The following is a 15,686-nucleotide window of genomic DNA, read 5'->3' as shown; positions in this document are numbered from 1 at the left end:
GAGTGCGAATTCTGCTGGTCGAGGACGAGACCAGACTCGCCGAGACGATCCGCCGTGGCTTGGTCGCCGAGGGCTTCGTCGTCGATGTCGAGCACAACGGCATCGACGGGCTGGCCGCTGCAACCACAGGCGATTTCGATGTCACTGTGCTCGACATCATGCTGCCCGGGATGAGCGGCTATCAGCTGCTGCGGGAGCTGCGCGCCCGCGAAGTGTGGCTCCCGGTGCTGATGCTGTCGGCGAAGGACGGCGAATACGACCTGGCCGACGCCTTCGACCTCGGCGCCGACGACTACCTGATCAAACCGTTCTCGTTCGTCGTTCTCGTCGCGCGACTGCGCGCGCTGATGCGCCGCGGCGCACCGCGACGGCCGGCCGTCCTCACTGCTGGCGATCTGTCGCTCGATCCCGCCCGCAGGCGGGTGGCGCGCGGCGACGTGGTCCTGACCCTCACACCGCGCGAATACGGTGTCCTGGAATTCTTGCTACGCAACAAAGGCGATGTGGTCACCAAAGCCGAAATCCTTCGATCGGTGTGGGACACCAACTACGAGGGCGACGAGAACATTGTCGAGGTCTACGTCGGGTACCTCCGACGCAAGATCGACGCGCCGTTCGGCATGGCGTCGGTCGAGACGGTCCGTGGCGTCGGCTACCGGCTCGTCGCAGAGCCCGCGACCTAGCTAATCGTTTGTCCGAGTGGCAAAGACACAGTGAAGGTCGTCCCGCCGCCGGGCGTATCTGCTATCGCGACCGTTCCTCCGTGCACCCGGACGATCTGCTCGACAATCGATAACCCGAGGCCGGCGCCGCCGGACGCCCGTGCTCGAGCGGTGTCGAGTCTGACGAATCGTTGGAAGACACGGTCGCGTTCATAGCTGGGTATCCCGGGTCCGTCGTCACAGACCTTGATCACAGCGCGATCGGACTCGGGACGACACGAAAGGGTCACCGTCGAGGCGGCGTGCCGTGCCGCATTGTCGACGAGGTTTCGAATCGCTCGACCTAGCGCCGCCGGGTCGCCCACAACGCGACAGGGCTCGATATGGACGACGGTCTCGACAGTTCCGATGAGTCGAAGCCGCCCGGCTTCGGCCAACAACAGATCATCGAGATCGGCATCGACACGCTGCCATTCGACGGCATTTTCATCTGATCGCGCCAACAACAGCAGGTCCTCGATCAGCTGATTCATTCGTCTCGCCTCGGGCAACAACGACTCGTCGATCAGGTCCTTGTCGATCAGGTCGGGCCGACCCGCTGCTATTTCGAGAGCGGTCGTAATCGTGGCGAGCGGACTACGCAGTTCATGGCTCGCGTCGCTGACGAAACGTTGCTGTGCGGCTTGGCCCGTTTCCAGCCGCGCGAGCATTTCGTTCATCGTCGTTGCAAGGTGCGCGATCTCGTCGCGTGCAATGGGCACCGGCACTCGCTGAGCGAGATCTGTGCTCGAGATCGCGGCCACCCGTCCCCGGATGTTTTCGACCGGACGAAGCGCGGCGCCCACCAGTCGGTAGGTACTGACCACGACGACAACCAGGAGAATCGGCGCGCCGATGGCCAGTAGGACTGCGACTCTGCTCACCACAGATTCGACCGGTTCCCGGTCGGCACCCACCAAGATCGTGACGGTGCGCCCTCCGACCGCCGTCGCGCGGCCCGACACCCAGTAGTCGAACGTCCCGTCGGGGTCTTCGACTCTGCCGAGATCGGTGAGCTGTCCGTCGCTCATCGATGTCCGCACGAGCGGGTCCGCCGGGGCCCCGTTCGATGCTGCAAGCACAGCGCCGCTCGCGTCGACTATCTGCACAGCGCCGATCTGGCTGTCGGTGGCCAACAACGAGCGATCGAGCTTCGTCGGTGAATCGGTCTCGAGTTGCACGCGGATCTGATCCGCGCGCGCTGCGGCAGCATCCAATGCAGTCGTTTCCAGCGAACGGTAAAGCACGAACAGCAAGAGCCCGCTCGCGATGGCAAAGCACACGCTCACCACGAATGCGGCGGCGACAGCCGACTTGGCTCGCACACTCCACCGCTGTGGATTCAACGTTTCGATGATCATCACTCTCCGTTGCAACGCGACGACGTGAGTCGCACTCTGCCACTGCGACGCTGTGGAGCAGCTGAACGCAAGCGGAGGTAGGCGCCGCTATTCGGCCGTTACATTCGCTCAGCGTTGGTTCAGCGCCATGGGCCGAGCTCGACGGTCGAATCGACAGCGTCTTGGAGCAATTCGCGCAAGGTCCAACCTGCTCGCCGAACTCGGCGCGCCGTAGCGCCGAGCTACTTCACGACGAGAGTGCCGTGCATGTTGGGGTGGTAGGTGCAGTAAAAGGTGTAGGTACCAGGCTGGTCCGGCAAGGTCAGCGTTGCGGTCTCGCCGCCTTCGACGTCGGTGCTGAATGTGCCTTTCGTGTCGGAGGTGACGCTGTGCTCGACGGAGTCGTTGTTTCGGATCGTCACCTTTTGCCCAGGGGTGAACGACTCCGGGACGACGTAGGCGAATCCCGAAATGACGATCTCGTCTTTGACGGCGTCCGCGGAACCCGTCTTGGACTGCATCGACATTCCCGTCATCGACGATTGGTCGGTCTTGTTGTCACTATCGGATCCGCACGCGGCTAGCGCGAATAACGTCAGCACAGTCGAGAAGATCAGCGTGACGAGTTTGCGCATGATGTCCACCAGGCCCTTCGTGAATGGCGCGGTCGACGGGCGCCGACCCCTACCGACATAGACACGACGCCGGTAGGTGTCGGGTTCAACGACGCAGCCGGCGGATATCCCGCAGCATGCTCGGAACGTAGGACGCCTTCATCAGCGCGCGGAGTTGCCAACTGTCGCCGGACGGCACGATCCCGGCGGACTGGGTGGCGTCGAGAAGGTCGAACAACGTTTCACCTTCGTACATCAAGCCGTCGGCGTTGAAGTGGTAGCGGTCGACGGCGGTGCACTGAACGAACGTCCCGACACCTTTCAGCACGGGTGCGGACTCGTCGTAAGGGTAGAAGCGCAAGGCGCCATCGAAGTGGCCACTTCCGATGTAGCGGATGACAATTCGGGTTTCGCCTTCGGGCGTGAGATCGATGTAGATCTCCCCCGGCAGGGGGTCGTAACGCCAGTCGGGGATGGCGTCGAAGAAGGAGAAGTTGTACTTCAGGAACTCCTCCTGCCCCACGATGATGCGGCCGAACGTCGTGGGGTCCTTGTAGCGGAGGTCCTGCGTATACAACTCGTCGTTGAGCGACATGTCCCGCATCAACCAGCTCCACCAATACTTCTTCGCCCACTCGACAACCCAGGCGATGTCGACGCCGAAGCCGGCGTAATGCGCGACTTTGCGATCCAGATCGACGAACCACTGCGCGGTCATTGCATTCAACGCATCCTCGTCCAGTACGGGCACGCGCGCTCCAGCGCGGTTGCCCGGCAGATACTTCGGCAACGGCTGCCGCAACCGCGGTTGTGCCAACGCTGCCTGAAATCGCGACTCGTCGAACATGTTTGGAATCCTCCGCAACTAGGAATCATGTGATTCCAGTTCATGCTGGCATATGATCGAACTAGAATCAACCGATACCAGTTGGCGTCGATGGGAGCTCGCGCGTGGAAAAACCCCGCACCAAGGTCTGGCGCGGCCAGACCTTCGACGACCGCGTTCTCGATCGGCGGCAATCCCTATTGCGCGCCGGGTTCGAACTGCTCGGCGACGATGGCGTCAGTGGGGTGACGATGCGCGCAGTGTGTCGCCGAGCCGAGTTGAGTCCACGTTATTTCTACGAAAGCTTCACCAACACAGATGAACTGGTCGTGGCGGTATACGACGCGTGCAACGCCGAGCTCGGCACCGCGATCGCCGCGGTCGGCAGTCGAGAGGAGATGTCGGCGACGGTTGCGGCGGCGCTCGACGTCGCAGTGGGTTTCTTCGACGCAGACACGCGGAGGGTCCGCATCCTTCTTCGCGAACCGCTCACCAGCCAACTGCTCACCGATCGGCGCGCGGCGGTGTTGCCGGACTTTCTGACCACTCTCGCATCGGCGCTCAGCCCAGCGGCGTCGAAGGCCGGACGAACAGAACTCGCGCTCGCAGGAAGCGCGCTGTCGGGCGCGCTTGTTTCCTTGGTTCTGGACTGGACCGATGGGCGCCTGCCCGTCACGGAGAAACAACTCGCCGACTACGCCACCCGCCTCGTCGTGGCGACCATGATCAATCTCTGATATGCATCGAACCATGTGGAATCCCGACGTTTATCTGGCATTTGCCGATCACCGCGGCAGGCCGTTCTTCGACCTGTTGTCGCGGGTGAATGTGGACGCACCTCGGCGCGTCGTCGACCTCGGATGCGGTCCGGGCAACCTGACAGCGACTCTGGCGCAACGCTGGCCGGGCGCTGTCATCGAAGCGCTGGACAGCTCGCCGGAGATGGTGGCCGCCGCCCGCGAGCGTGGAATCGACGCGCACGTCGGCGAGCTGGAGAGTTGGTCGCCGAAGCCGGACACCGATGTAGTCGTCAGCAATGCGGCCCTGCAATGGGCGCCGACCCATGCTGAGCTGCTGGTCCGCTGGGCGGGCCAACTCGCGTCCGGTTCGTGGATCGCAATACAGGTTCCCGGCAACTTCGATGCGCCGTCACACCGGCTCGTGCGCGAGGTCGCTCGGCGGGAGCCGTTCGCAACGCACTTGCAGGACTTGCGATTCAGCGAAGGCAAGATCGTCGAGACGCCGTCGCGCTACGCGGAGATCCTCACCGAAGCAGGGTGCAACGTCGACTGCTGGGAGACCACCTACATCCATCAGCTGACGGGCGCCGACCCGGTGTTCGGCTGGATCAGCGGAACCGCGCTGACCGAGGTGGAGGCCCGGCTGTCCGACGACGACTGGCAGGACTACCGCAAGCAGCTGATCCCGCTACTCGAGGAGGCCTACCCTGCTCGCGGAGATGGCGTGACGGCTTACCCGTTCCGCCGGATTTTCGTTGTGGCACAAGTCAAGTGAGCTAACTTGGAGATGTAGATATCCAGGTCGTCCGCGCCGACCTGCTCCTCGACTTAGAGCGACGCGTTCTCCAGCAGTAGCGCCACGCCTTGACCGGATCCGACGCAGACACCGAGTACCCCGTAACGGACGCCTCGCTCGCGTAGTTCGGTCGCCAAGGTCAGGACGTAACGCGTGCCCGACGATCCGAACGGATGCCCGATTGCGACCGCTCCCCCGTTCGGGTTGAGCAACTCGTCGGGAACTGTGAATCCGTCGAGCTGAACGGGCAATTCGCGCAGCACACCCAATGCCTGGGCAGCGAACGCTTCGTGCACTTCCCATACGTCGATGTCGGCGGGCGCGACGCCGCCTCGGCGAAGGGCGGTGGCGATCGCCCATGCGGGCGCGATGCCCATGAACTTGGGATCGAGCGCGTACGTCGCCGAAGACACCACTCGGGCCAGCGGATCGAGGCCGAATTCGCTGACCGATTCGCTCGATGCCATGACCACGGCGCTGGCACCGTCGGATAGCGGTGACGAATTTCCTGCCGTCATCTGTGTGGTGCCCGGTTGCGGCGGCAGCGTGGCTAGCCGCTCCAGCGTCGTGTCCGAGCGAATCATCTCGTCGTGTTCGACGGTGCGAGCGGGACTCGTTCGCGTTGCGGCGATGTCGACGGGATGGATCTCTTTCGCCAATCGGCCCGAGTCACGCGCCGCTGCCGCGTCGTGGTGCGATCGGTATGCGAATGCGTCGATCTCCTCGCGCGTCAGTCTGTATTTGTTTGCGACGTTCTGCGCGGTCTCGATCATCGAGATGTAGGTGTTGCGTGCGGCGAGTGCCGGGTGCGGCGGACCGCCCGCCCCGGCCCACATGGTGTCGAGCAAGATCAACGGACCGCGCGGCGAAAACGGCGTCTCACCTTTCATGAACGCCCAGCCGGAACGCGACATCGATTCGACGCCGGCGGCAAGGCCGATTCCGAGTTCGCCGGACTTGATCGCGTGCGACAACGAGATCGCCCCGCTGAGCGACGACGCGCAGAATCGATTGACCGTGATCGCCGGGACGCTGTCGGGGAAACCGGCCGCCAGCGCAGCCCACCTACCGACGTCGCCCATTCCCTCGTGCGCGGAATTCACGCAGCCGGCGGTTATTTCCTCGACTCGCTCGAGCGGCACGCCGACCCGTTCGCAGGCGGCCACCATCGTGCGGCCGAGCAGATCGTCGAGCCGAATGTGTGAAAGCGAGCCGCCGTATTTTCCTACCGGCGTTCTGACTCCACCGACGACATAGGCATCGCTCATATGGCGAGACTAGTCGCGATCGATCAGTTTTCGAGAAGCAATGACCGCCCGGCCTTCATACATTTGGGTTGTCAACGAAATCCAAAAGGCGAAACAGGAGCGACGACATGCCTGAAGCAAACAAGACTGCCAAAAGTACTGCCTCCGTGGGGTTCACGGCAGAAGAACGCGCCGCGATGAAAGAGCACTCGAGTGAACTCAAGAAGGCCGCGCGCCGCGGATCACGTGCGACGAAGGCCGACGGCGAAAGCGATGTGCTTGCGAAGATCGCCGAGATGTCGCCTTCGGATCGCGCTATCGCTGAACGCATCCACGCCATTGTCAAAGCGGTCGCGCCGGAGCTGGCACCGAAAACCTGGTATGGCCAGCCCGCCTACGCCAAGGACGGCAAGGTCGTCTGCTTCTTCCAGGCGTCAGAGAAGTTCAACACCCGTTACGCGACGCTGGGTTTCAGCGACTCGGCGAACATCGACGACGGAACCATGTGGCCTACGGCCTACGGTCTCACCAAGTTGACCGCGGCCGACGAGGCGCTGATTGGCGAACTCGTCAAGCGCGCGGTCAGCTGAGGCGTCACGACACGTCCGCAGGCTCCTTCGTCTCGGCCCAGCCGAGCAGGACGGATTGCTGATTCTCGCTGCGTCGCCACGGAAGCCAGATTGCGACGACGACGGCGCATACGATGACCGCGCCGACCGTCACAAGCGTTGCGGTGTGGAAACCGTCGAGAACTGCAATTTTCATCTGATCGATGATCTGCTCGATCCGGCCGGCGAACGGCGACGTCGCCTGCCGTTCTCGCAACCCGATGATGCTCATCGCCGTCTGACGCATGAAGTCCTTGTCGGCCGCGCTGGTCAGCGAATCCGGGATGGAATCGATGACCGGCCAGATCTGCGTCTTGTAGGTCGACGCCACGATCGAACCGAGCACCGCGACACCGAGTGCACCGCCGACCTCGCGGGTTGTGTCGTTCACGCCCGCACCCGCACCGACTTCGTCTTCGTGCACCGACGACATGATCGCCTCCGTGGCAGGACCCTGCACGATCGCGAGACCCAGCCCCATCAAGATCATGGAGACCAGAACGATGCCTGCGTACGGCGAGTCGACCGTCACCTGCCCCGCGAGGAACATCCCGACCGCGAGGACAGCCAACCCCGAGACGATCAGTGCCGTCGTACCGAAACGCTGGGCCAGCACTACCGCTACCGGTGCACCTACTCCGATCGCCACGGCGAAAGGCAGTGAGTGAATCCCGAATTCGAGCGGCGTGTACTCCCGCACAGCCTGGAAGTACTGCGTGATCAGGAATAAGAACCCGAACATACTGAAGTAGGCGACCGCGATCGACAGCGCCGGCAGCGAGAAGCGCCGGATGGCGAACAGTCGAAGATTGAGGACCGGGTACGGCGCCCGAAACTCTCGAACGATGAATGCGGCCAGGCACGCGAGGGCAACTGCGTAGCCGAGAAACGTAATCTGCGAGGTCCAACCGTGTTGCGGCGCTTCGATGATCGTCCACACCAGCGTCGTGACACCGGACAGCGACAGCAAGATTCCCACGACGTCCAGCGGGCCGGTATGAGCCCCGCGCGACTCCGGTACCAAAAGCAGTGCCGCTGCCACCAGTACGAGTGCGATCGGGACATTGATCCAGAACACCGAACGCCAAGAGAAGTGCTCGAGCAGCCAACCGCCAGCTGTCGGGCCGATCGCGATCGCAAAGCCGGCCATCGCGGTCCACGCCGCTACAGCACCGGCGCGAGCACGCGGGTCTCGGAACAAGGTCGTAAGCAATGCGAGCGTGGCAGGGAAAACGGCCGCGGCAAACACACCCATGCCTGCGCGAACGGCGATGATCTGGCCGATCCCGCCCGCCATCGCGCCTGCCACCGAGGCCACGCCGATGCCGACGAGCCCGATGATCATGACTCTGCGACGTCCGTAGCGGTCACCGAGGTGCCCGAAGGCGAGCAGCAGGCCAGCGAAGGTGAGCACATACGCGTCGACGATCCATTGCAATTGGCTGAAGCTGCCGTGGAGCGCTGTGCTCATCGAAGGCAGCGCGACGTTGACGATGGTGTTGTCCAGCAACACAAGCATTTCCGCCAGACACAGCACGATCAACGCGAGGACGGGACGAATCGGGGTGGCGGCGTCTGTTTCTCTCGCCACGCTCAGTGGAGGCTCGGGGAACTTCATCTACTGCGGTCCTTTCGCTTGCCCGGTTGGGGCGGGGCACGGCGTTGTGCCGTTCAGAATGTATGCAGGCATACATAGAATCGCCCAGCGAATGTGGCGGGACCTTCAGTGACCGAGGAACGTGACCGCGGTCACAAACGGGCTATAGCAGTCCGCTCAGAAGCATCGTGAGTTCGGTTTCCACACGATCGAGCGCATGCGTGCTGCGCTGCGCTTTCGCGAGCATGATGGCGCCTTCGATCGCCGCAATTACCATGGAGGCCAGGGATTCTGCTCGATCGAGCGCGATGCCGTGCTGCCACAGTCCGGCGGATATCACCGATTCCCAGGCCGTGAACGACTCCCCCGCCGCAGTGCGTGCGCCCGGCGTACCGCCGCCCTCGAGGGCGCCCGCACCGATCGGGCACCCCGATTCGAAGTCGGAGCTCTCGAGTTCTTTGCGGAACAGGTCGACGACGGAGGCGATGGTTGCCATCGGCCCGTCGGCAGTGAGTTGCCGGGAGATCTCCGCGCTGATGGCCGCCCCAGCACGTCTTGTTGCTTCTTCCGCGAGTTGTGGCTTCCCGCCTGGAAAGTGGTGGTAGATCGATCCGCGGGGCGCGTCGGCAAACGCGATCACGTCGCCGATGGAGGTACCGTCGATTCCGCGCCGCCGAAAGAGCATGATCGCGCTGACAAGCATGTTCTCGCGGACATCCGACCGTCGACCCACAGCGCCACTGCTCCTCACACAACTATGTCGTGGTACATAGTATCGCGTGCCTGCAAATGTCCGAGCGTGTGCCGTCAGCGAACCTGTCGTTCGATGATGCCGCGCACGAATGCGGCCTGACCGGCGTGCTGGAGATCGTCGGAGAGCACGCTCACCAGGCGTACAGCCAGCGTGACCGGTGGGTCCCATCGGCGGTCGACGATTCTGGTGAGGTCGTCATCGCTGAGTGTTTCGACATAGCGGACGGTGCGCTGGTGCACCGCATCGTGATAGCCAGTAAGTAGGTCGCCAGACGTGACCCGCGTTGCGTCCACATCGTCGCTGCTGTGACCGTACCCGGTCGCTGCGGCGTCGAAGGGCAACGCGAAACGCTCGAACCAGCCGTCGGTGGTCCACACCTGATCGCTGCCCGCCGCGTCGGCAATGTGATCGTCCTGCACGCGGGTGAGGTGCCACACGAGCCAGGCGATCGAGTTCGCCGAACCGTCCACTCGGGCTGTCAACAGGTCCGGCGAAAGCCCATCTACGGCACGATGCACAACATCGCGAATACGACCGAATCCATCGACCAGTAGTTCCGCACTCGTCACGATCGTGACGTTACGCGACGCCGGTGCGAGACCACCGTGTGCGGCAACGACCTGAGCCGTGCCCGCGCATCCGTTGCGCAGGCACGGCTTTGTCCGAAGACGGACCTTGGCTTGCTCAGCTTCGGCTGATCGGTTCAGCTGTCTTGCCGTCCCCGCTGGCACGCTCTGCGCGTTGAGCTTTGATGTCGGCTTGCCACTTCTCGAAGTCTGCTCGCATCACACCGATCTGGTGCTCGAGTGCCTCCCGCGTGTCCGACCACCAACTCTGCGCGGCCTCCCGCAATTCTGCGGCGGTCTTTTCCAGCTCGCTCCCTTCGCGCTCGATGGTCGAGGTCAGTTCCTCTTTCCGTGCCTGCATGGTGGCTCGGTTCTTCTCACGCATCTCGGCGGAGGACTCCTCGAACTTCTTCACTCGTTCTGCGAGATCCATCAACGATTCCGACAGCGTCTTCATATTTCTTGTCCTCTCGACTTTTTCGATCCAGCATCAACACCCTCGAGCGTGGCCTGGGTGCCAATGCCAACCAAGGGCACAACGTCATCCGATGAACTGTCGGTAGACCCACCGTCAGGTGCTGGCGAGGGCGGCGACAGCATCGTCGATGAGATCGACGACAGAGCCGGGACCGCCGTCGACCTGCTTGGCCATCTGCTGAGTCCTGTCCTGGATCGATGATCAACTCGAACTTCTTCCCCCTATTTCGACGATCACGCGAGCACCATGGCATTGCCGGGATGATCGGGGCACGATTGATCGTTGTACTCAGTCCAACTGGGAGGAGAAATATGACCACCAAGACCGCGATTCTCGCTGGCGGATGCTTCTGGGGCGTCGAGGACCTCGTGCGGAAGCAGCCCGGTGTTCTGTCGACGCGAGTCGGCTACACCGGTGGCACCAACCCGAACGCGACGTATCGCAACCACGGCACTCACGCCGAGGCGATCGAGATCATCTACGACGACGAGCGCACCGACTACCGGACCCTGTTGGAGTTCTTTTTCCAGATTCACGATCCGACGACGAAGAACCGTCAGGGCAACGACATCGGCACGAGCTACCGGTCGGCCATCTTCTACGTCGATGACGAGCAGAAGCAGGTCGCACTGGACACGATCGCCGACGTCGACGCGTCCGGTCTGTGGCCGGGCAAGGTCGTGACGGAAGTGACTGCGGCAAGCGACTTCTGGGAGGCCGAGCCCGAGCATCAGGATTACCTGCTGCGATACCCCGAGGGATACACCTGCCACTTCGTCCGGCCGGGATGGAAGCTGCCGAAGCGCGCGACCACCTCCGGCTAGAACGACGGGCAGGGGTTCGTCAGCGGTAAGCAATCTGTGAGCGCTTAGGTCGGAAGACCTGGGTTGTCACGCCCCTGGAGTCGACTCGCGAGTCGAGCAGTTCGAGCGCGATGTCCGAGCCGTTCTCGGGGAAGAGTCGCGTGCCTTGACCGAGAATCACGGGGACGACGAGGAGGGTCATCTCGTCGACCAGGTCGTTTTCGAGCAACCATCGGACCAGGGTGCCGCTCCCGTGCACCTGCAACTCGCCACCCGGCTTGGCCTTCAGCTCGCGAATCGCCGTTGCGAGGTCACCGTCGAGGACCGTCGTGTCCGGCCAGGTCGGATCGGTGAGCGTCGTCGATGCGACGTACTTGGGCGCGTTATTCAACGCCACGCCGATGGGGTGCGCCCGCAACTGGTCGAGCGTTCCCCAGGAACTGAGAAACAGGTCGTAGGTCCGGCGGCCGAACAGAAACGCATCGGCGCGCTGGTAGGTCCGGGCGATCGTTGCCCTGGTCTCGTCGTCGCCGGCTCCCAATGCCCATCCACCACGCACGAAACCGTTCTTGCGGTCTTCCTCCGATGCTCCACCGTTGCCCTGCACCACTCCGTCGATGGTCATCTGCGTGATGGTCGTCAGTTTCATTGCTGCGGTTCCTTTCCCGGTGGGGCTCCCCTGTTTGGCAGCCTCTCACCAGGACTACGAACACCGGACCGCCAATACGACACCTCCTCGCAAAATCACTCTGCTGGACTCAACAGCGCCAAGCGAATCGGTACAGCCTGTTCTGAATACAGAATCCGCTGTACTATCGTCGCATGGAGACCCTGATCCACAGAGACGCGCTGTCGCGGTTCGGGTACGCGTTGTCGGATTCGACGCGCACGCAGATTCTGTTGAGCCTGCGCACCGGTCCGGGCTACCCGTCCGAGCTGGCCGACAAGATCGGGGTCACTCGGCAAATCCTGTCGAATCACCTCGCCTGCCTGCGTGGTTGCGGCCTCGTCGTCGCCGTCCCTGAGGGCAGGCGAAGTCGCTACGAACTCGCGGACCCACGTATCGGCAAGGCCCTCGACGACCTGGTCGGGCTGGTCCTCGCCGTCGATCCGGCATGCTGCCCGGCCGCCGACACCGACGGTTGCTGCTGATGGCCGCACAGGTTTTCGTGCCGTCGCCGCAGCGGCGTGCGGTGTTGGCTAAACGGATTCAGTGGTTTGTCGCTGCGACGATCACCTACAACGTGCTCGAGGCGGTCGTCGCACTGACCGAGGGAACTCGCGTTTCCTCGACCGCGTTGATCGGTTTCGGGCTGGACTCGGTCATCGAAGTGACCTCTGCGGCCGCAGTCGCGTGGCAGTTCGCCGGACGCGACCCCGAAGCGCGCGAGAAGGTTGCGCTGCGCATCATCGCTTTCTCCTTCTTCGCGCTTGCTCTCTACGTCACCATCGATTCGGTCCGTGCACTGGCAGGGTTCGGCGAGGCAGCCCATTCGCCGATCGGAATCGGTTTGGCCGCAGTCAGTCTGGCGGTCATGCCGGTGCTGTCGTTCGCTCAACGTCGCGCCGGCCGTGAACTCGGCTCCCTCTCCGCGGTCGCCGATTCCAAGCAAACATTGCTCTGCACGTACCTATCGGCGGTCCTTCTCGTCGGCCTGCTGCTCAACGCTCTTTTCGGTTGGTCGTGGGCCGATCCGATCGCCGCGCTGGTCATCGCTGTCATCGCCGTGAAGGAAGGTCTTAACGCCTGGCGTGGCGACACCTGCTGCCCGACGCCGCCTTTCACACCGAATGTCTCGGATTGCGAGTGCTGCGAGACGTGATGAACCTCGATCTGGTTGACCGCGAGCACATACCGTAGACCTCGTGCCAGACAAACACGATCACCGGAGCCAGGTCCCCGAATTACCAACCCTGCTCGTCTACACCGCTCCCCCAGACACTCCGACAGCCGACAGCGTGAAACTGCTCGCAAGCTACGCCGCCGGCACGGACCTGCCGTCGGTCGCGAGAGGCTAGGCATGCGTTTGGGTTTGCGGCACCGGATGCCGACAGTCGAACTCGCAATATCCGCGCCCCCGCAAGCGGTGTGGGATGTGCTGGTGGATCTGCAGGCCTGGCCGAAGTGGGGTCCGTCGGTGACGCGTGCCGAACTCGAGGTGCCTGGTCCGCTGCGGCTCGGCTCTCGCGGCAAGGTCTGGACGCCGCTGGGAGTGCCCGTACCGTTCGAGATCAGCGAGTTCACCGACGGCCGGGCGTGGGCGTGGCGCGTCGCCGGCGTGCCGGCCACTCGGCATGAGGTGATCCCCACGAATACCGGTTGCATCCTGAGTTTCGGAGTGCCGCTGTGGGCGCCGCCCTATCTCGGGGTCATGGCGGTCGCGCTACCTCGGATCGCGCGACTCGCTACTCGTCCTCGCTGAGGCGTTCGACGTCGATGACGCCCGCCTTCTGGCCCTCGCGCTTATTGATCAGATAGGTGATCCCCCACAGCACAATTCCGATGCCGAGCATGGCGGCCGCGATCTTGTACTGGATCATCTGCGTCGACGTGCGTGCCCACGGGCCGACGAGGAAGAGGCACAGCCCGGCGCCGAGCACGGGCACCCACACCGGCGCGCGGAAGAACACCTCGTCGGCCGCCCGCTTCAAGATCAGGCATGCAACGTTGACGACCGCGAACACGCACAACAGCAGGAGTCCGGTCGTGCCGGACAGGGCGCCGACCACGTTGTTCTTAGACAGCCGGTTGACGACGATGATCAGCAGCAGCGCGAGCACGGTGGAGAAGACGATTGCCGACCACGGCGATTTCCGACCGTGCAAAACCTTGCCGAGTGCCCTGGGCAGCACGCCCTGCTTGGCCATGCCATAGACAAGACGGCTCGCCATGAGCATGTTGATGAGCGCAGTGTTCGCCACGGCGAAGACGGTCAGGTACGGGAAGATTTCGTCGATCGGGATCGACGGCGCGCCGATCCGCACGACGTGTAGCAGAATGCCTTCGCTTCCGGAGTCGTAGTTCAGCGGCAGTACCGCGATCACTGCGACCGCGACGAGCATGTAAATCACACACGCGATTCCGAGCCCAGAGAGCATGACCTTCGGGAAAATCTTCTGCGGATTCTTCGTCTCCTCGACCATGTTGACCGAATCCTCGAAACCGACCATCGCGAAGAACGCGATAGTCGTCGCGATCGTGACCGCGAGGAACCAGCCCTTTTCGTTCGGATCGTCGAACACGACCAGGTTCGAGATATCCCCGTTGCCGGTGCCGCGTCCTGCTGCGACGAAGCCGATGACGATGACGATGGCAAGCGCCGACATTTCGACGATCGTCAGGACGACGTTGAACTTCACCGATTCGCCGACACCGCGCAAATTGATCAGTGCCAACAAAATCATGAATCCGAGCGCAACGCCGAGCTGCGCAGCCGACCCTGTCGGTACATCGAACCAACCCAGTCCATCTGCGCTACTGAATGTTTCGTGTAAGCCAGCCAGCAGGTTTCCCGCGACTACGTTGGATGATGTCGACGCGCTGGTGATTCCCGAGCAGATGACGGTGAACGCCACCAGAAAGGTGACGAAATGGATGCCGAATGCCTTCTGCGTATACAGCGCCGCACCTGCGCATTGCGGATACTTCGTCACCAGTTCCAGGTAGGAGAATGCTGTCAACGTCGCGACGATGAACGCGAGAAGGAATGGTAACCATGCCATTCCGCCGACGTTGTCGATCATCTGTCCGGTGACTGCGTATACGCCTGCACCGAGAATGTCGCCCACTATGAACAACAGCAGGAGGCCCGGACCCAGCACTCGCTTGAGCGGAGCTGATTCCGAATCAGGTGACGCCGTGACGATTTCGGTTTGCGACATCTGCAAATCCCCTAACCATGCGGCCCGGGAGTGGGAAATACCCAATCGCGACAATTGTTGCATTTTAGGCAACTTCGCGATACCTCGACGTCTGTACGGTTGCGCGTATGACGCGGTTGACGCAGCACGGCTACGCGACGATCGCAGGCGCCTCCTGGGTCGCGACGGCCCTCTACTTCCCAGTGAGTGTGGCAGTGGCCGCGACGTGGAGTCCTCCGTACAACGTCCGCGAGCACCTGATCAGCGATCTCGGTACCGCCCGCTCCCCCGCGCAGGTGTGGATGAATCTGACGTTCATCGGGATCGGGGTGCTTACGGCGACCGGAGCCGCTGCGTTGGCGTGCGTGCGTGAAGGGCGAACTGCGGCAAGGTCCGTCGCGTGCGTGCTCCTCGTCGTTGCAGGAATGGCCAATGTCGCGGTCGGGCTGGTCCCCTCCGACGGCGATGCCACCCTGCACAAGCTCGCCGCCGTCACCTACTTCCTCGCGCACGTAGGTGCGATGGCGTTGTTGCTGCTCGCGTTCGGTCACGCGCGTCCAGCGCTGGCCGCCTGGACCGCGACCTTCATCGTCGTGGCGATCGCTGGGTCCGTCGCGCTGGTCGACGATGGGCATTTCGGTCTCGGCGCGGGCGTGGCCGAGCGATTTGCACTCGACACGCTCGCAGTGTGGCGCATTGGAGTCGGTCTCTCGCTGTTGGCTGTCGAATTTCGGCGATTCCGTTCGTAGTCCAGA

The 15,686-nt window shown here is 63.0% G+C and carries 21 protein-coding genes; 11 read left to right on the top strand and 10 right to left on the bottom strand.

Annotation, left to right across the window (positions count from 1 at the left end):
* Window positions 1–2: 2 nt before the first annotated feature.
* On the top strand, window positions 3–683 hold the full coding sequence (locus FGL95_RS31825; protein ID WP_169594977.1) for a response regulator: 681 nt from the start codon (window positions 3–5) through the stop codon (window positions 681–683).
* Here FGL95_RS31825 and FGL95_RS31820 read toward each other — a convergent pair.
* From FGL95_RS31820 to FGL95_RS31810, 3 genes are all read right to left on the bottom strand, one after another.
* A complete protein-coding gene (locus tag FGL95_RS31820) occupies window positions 680–2,062 on the bottom strand; it encodes a sensor histidine kinase (RefSeq protein WP_169594975.1) in 1,383 nt (460 codons plus the stop codon). The genes FGL95_RS31825 and FGL95_RS31820 overlap by 4 nt on opposite strands.
* A 221-nt stretch (window positions 2,063–2,283) precedes the next feature.
* Window positions 2,284–2,676: a cupredoxin domain-containing protein gene (locus FGL95_RS31815; protein WP_169594973.1), complete on the bottom strand. Its 393-nt coding sequence runs from the start codon at window positions 2,674–2,676 to the stop codon at window positions 2,284–2,286.
* Between the two features lie 85 nt (window positions 2,677–2,761).
* Window positions 2,762–3,502 carry a nuclear transport factor 2 family protein gene (locus tag FGL95_RS31810; RefSeq protein WP_169594972.1) on the bottom strand — a complete coding sequence of 247 codons (741 nt, stop codon included), beginning with the start codon at window positions 3,500–3,502 and terminating at the stop codon, window positions 2,762–2,764.
* A gap of 104 nt (window positions 3,503–3,606) precedes the next feature.
* Between FGL95_RS31810 and FGL95_RS31805 the strand changes: the two genes are divergently transcribed.
* Both FGL95_RS31805 and FGL95_RS31800 read left to right on the top strand, forming a co-directional pair.
* The gene (locus FGL95_RS31805) at window positions 3,607–4,218 is read left to right on the top strand and encodes a TetR family transcriptional regulator (protein ID WP_169594970.1); all 612 of its coding nucleotides are present in this window, start codon (window positions 3,607–3,609) and stop codon (window positions 4,216–4,218) included.
* A 13-nt stretch (window positions 4,219–4,231) separates the two neighbouring features.
* Window positions 4,232–4,996: a trans-aconitate 2-methyltransferase gene (locus FGL95_RS31800; protein ID WP_169595009.1), complete on the top strand. Its 765-nt coding sequence runs from the start codon at window positions 4,232–4,234 to the stop codon at window positions 4,994–4,996.
* A gap of 53 nt (window positions 4,997–5,049) precedes the next feature.
* Here the strand turns inward: FGL95_RS31800 and FGL95_RS31795 are convergent, their stop codons facing one another.
* Entirely contained in the window at window positions 5,050–6,285 is a 1,236-nt protein-coding gene (locus FGL95_RS31795) for a thiolase family protein (RefSeq protein ID WP_169594969.1), read from the bottom strand.
* A 107-nt stretch (window positions 6,286–6,392) separates the two neighbouring features.
* On the opposite strand from FGL95_RS31795, the gene FGL95_RS31790 reads away from it, so the two are divergent.
* The gene (locus FGL95_RS31790; RefSeq protein ID WP_169594966.1) at window positions 6,393–6,854 is read left to right on the top strand and encodes an iron chaperone; all 462 of its coding nucleotides are present in this window, start codon (window positions 6,393–6,395) and stop codon (window positions 6,852–6,854) included.
* Window positions 6,855–6,858: 4 nt separating this feature from the next.
* Here FGL95_RS31790 and FGL95_RS31785 read toward each other — a convergent pair whose 3' ends face one another.
* The 4 genes from FGL95_RS31785 to FGL95_RS31770 form a co-directional block, all read right to left on the bottom strand.
* A complete protein-coding gene (locus tag FGL95_RS31785) occupies window positions 6,859–8,490 on the bottom strand; it encodes an MFS transporter (protein WP_169594964.1) in 1,632 nt (543 codons plus the stop codon).
* A gap of 142 nt (window positions 8,491–8,632) precedes the next feature.
* Window positions 8,633–9,202: a TetR/AcrR family transcriptional regulator gene (locus tag FGL95_RS31780; protein ID WP_338080111.1), complete on the bottom strand. Its 570-nt coding sequence runs from the start codon at window positions 9,200–9,202 to the stop codon at window positions 8,633–8,635.
* 74 nt (window positions 9,203–9,276) lie between these two features.
* Window positions 9,277–9,792: a mycothiol transferase gene (locus tag FGL95_RS31775; protein WP_169594962.1), complete on the bottom strand. Its 516-nt coding sequence runs from the start codon at window positions 9,790–9,792 to the stop codon at window positions 9,277–9,279.
* A 115-nt stretch (window positions 9,793–9,907) separates the two neighbouring features.
* On the bottom strand, window positions 9,908–10,246 hold the full coding sequence (locus FGL95_RS31770) for a hypothetical protein (RefSeq protein WP_169594960.1): 339 nt from the start codon (window positions 10,244–10,246) through the stop codon (window positions 9,908–9,910).
* A 57-nt stretch (window positions 10,247–10,303) separates the two neighbouring features.
* On the opposite strand from FGL95_RS31770, the gene FGL95_RS31765 reads away from it, so the two are divergent.
* Window positions 10,304–10,468: a hypothetical protein gene (locus tag FGL95_RS31765; RefSeq protein WP_169594958.1), complete on the top strand. Its 165-nt coding sequence runs from the start codon at window positions 10,304–10,306 to the stop codon at window positions 10,466–10,468.
* 110 nt (window positions 10,469–10,578) lie between these two features.
* Window positions 10,579–11,091, top strand: coding sequence for a peptide-methionine (S)-S-oxide reductase MsrA (gene msrA, locus FGL95_RS31760; protein ID WP_169594956.1), 513 nt, complete (start codon window positions 10,579–10,581; stop codon window positions 11,089–11,091).
* A gap of 19 nt (window positions 11,092–11,110) precedes the next feature.
* Here the strand turns inward: msrA and FGL95_RS31755 are convergent, their stop codons facing one another.
* Entirely contained in the window at window positions 11,111–11,719 is a 609-nt protein-coding gene (locus FGL95_RS31755) for a dihydrofolate reductase family protein (RefSeq protein WP_169594954.1), read from the bottom strand.
* 173 nt (window positions 11,720–11,892) lie between these two features.
* On the opposite strand from FGL95_RS31755, the gene FGL95_RS31750 reads away from it, so the two are divergent.
* The 4 genes from FGL95_RS31750 to FGL95_RS31735 are packed head-to-tail and all read left to right on the top strand — an operon-like array spanning window position 11,893 to window position 13,493.
* The gene (locus tag FGL95_RS31750; RefSeq protein WP_169594952.1) at window positions 11,893–12,222 is read left to right on the top strand and encodes an ArsR/SmtB family transcription factor; all 330 of its coding nucleotides are present in this window, start codon (window positions 11,893–11,895) and stop codon (window positions 12,220–12,222) included.
* Window positions 12,186–12,893 (top strand): cation efflux transmembrane domain-containing protein, encoded by a 708-nt coding sequence (locus FGL95_RS31745; protein ID WP_206072513.1) that lies wholly within the window; start codon window positions 12,186–12,188, stop codon window positions 12,891–12,893. The genes FGL95_RS31750 and FGL95_RS31745 overlap by 37 nt, the downstream gene beginning before the upstream one ends.
* Before the next feature lie 43 nt (window positions 12,894–12,936).
* Window positions 12,937–13,089: a hypothetical protein gene (locus tag FGL95_RS31740; RefSeq protein ID WP_206072520.1), complete on the top strand. Its 153-nt coding sequence runs from the start codon at window positions 12,937–12,939 to the stop codon at window positions 13,087–13,089.
* A gap of 2 nt (window positions 13,090–13,091) precedes the next feature.
* Window positions 13,092–13,493, top strand: a complete 402-nt coding sequence (locus FGL95_RS31735; protein WP_169594949.1) for an SRPBCC family protein — start codon at window positions 13,092–13,094, stop codon at window positions 13,491–13,493.
* Here FGL95_RS31735 and FGL95_RS31730 read toward each other — a convergent pair.
* Window positions 13,477–14,952 carry an APC family permease gene (locus FGL95_RS31730; RefSeq protein ID WP_169594947.1) on the bottom strand — a complete coding sequence of 492 codons (1,476 nt, stop codon included), beginning with the start codon at window positions 14,950–14,952 and terminating at the stop codon, window positions 13,477–13,479. The two genes, FGL95_RS31735 and FGL95_RS31730, sit on opposite strands and share 17 nt — an antisense overlap.
* Window positions 14,953–15,059: 107 nt before the next feature.
* On the opposite strand from FGL95_RS31730, the gene FGL95_RS31725 reads away from it, so the two are divergent.
* Complete coding sequence (locus FGL95_RS31725) at window positions 15,060–15,680, top strand: DUF998 domain-containing protein (RefSeq protein ID WP_169594944.1); 621 nt, start codon at window positions 15,060–15,062, stop codon at window positions 15,678–15,680.
* Window positions 15,681–15,686: the final 6 nt, after the last annotated feature.

This window comes from Antrihabitans stalactiti (assembly GCF_012932915.1).
In the GTDB taxonomy this organism is placed as follows: Bacteria; Actinomycetota; Actinomycetes; order Mycobacteriales; family Mycobacteriaceae; genus Antrihabitans; species Antrihabitans stalactiti.
This window is presented reverse-complemented; position numbering and strand designations above follow the sequence as displayed.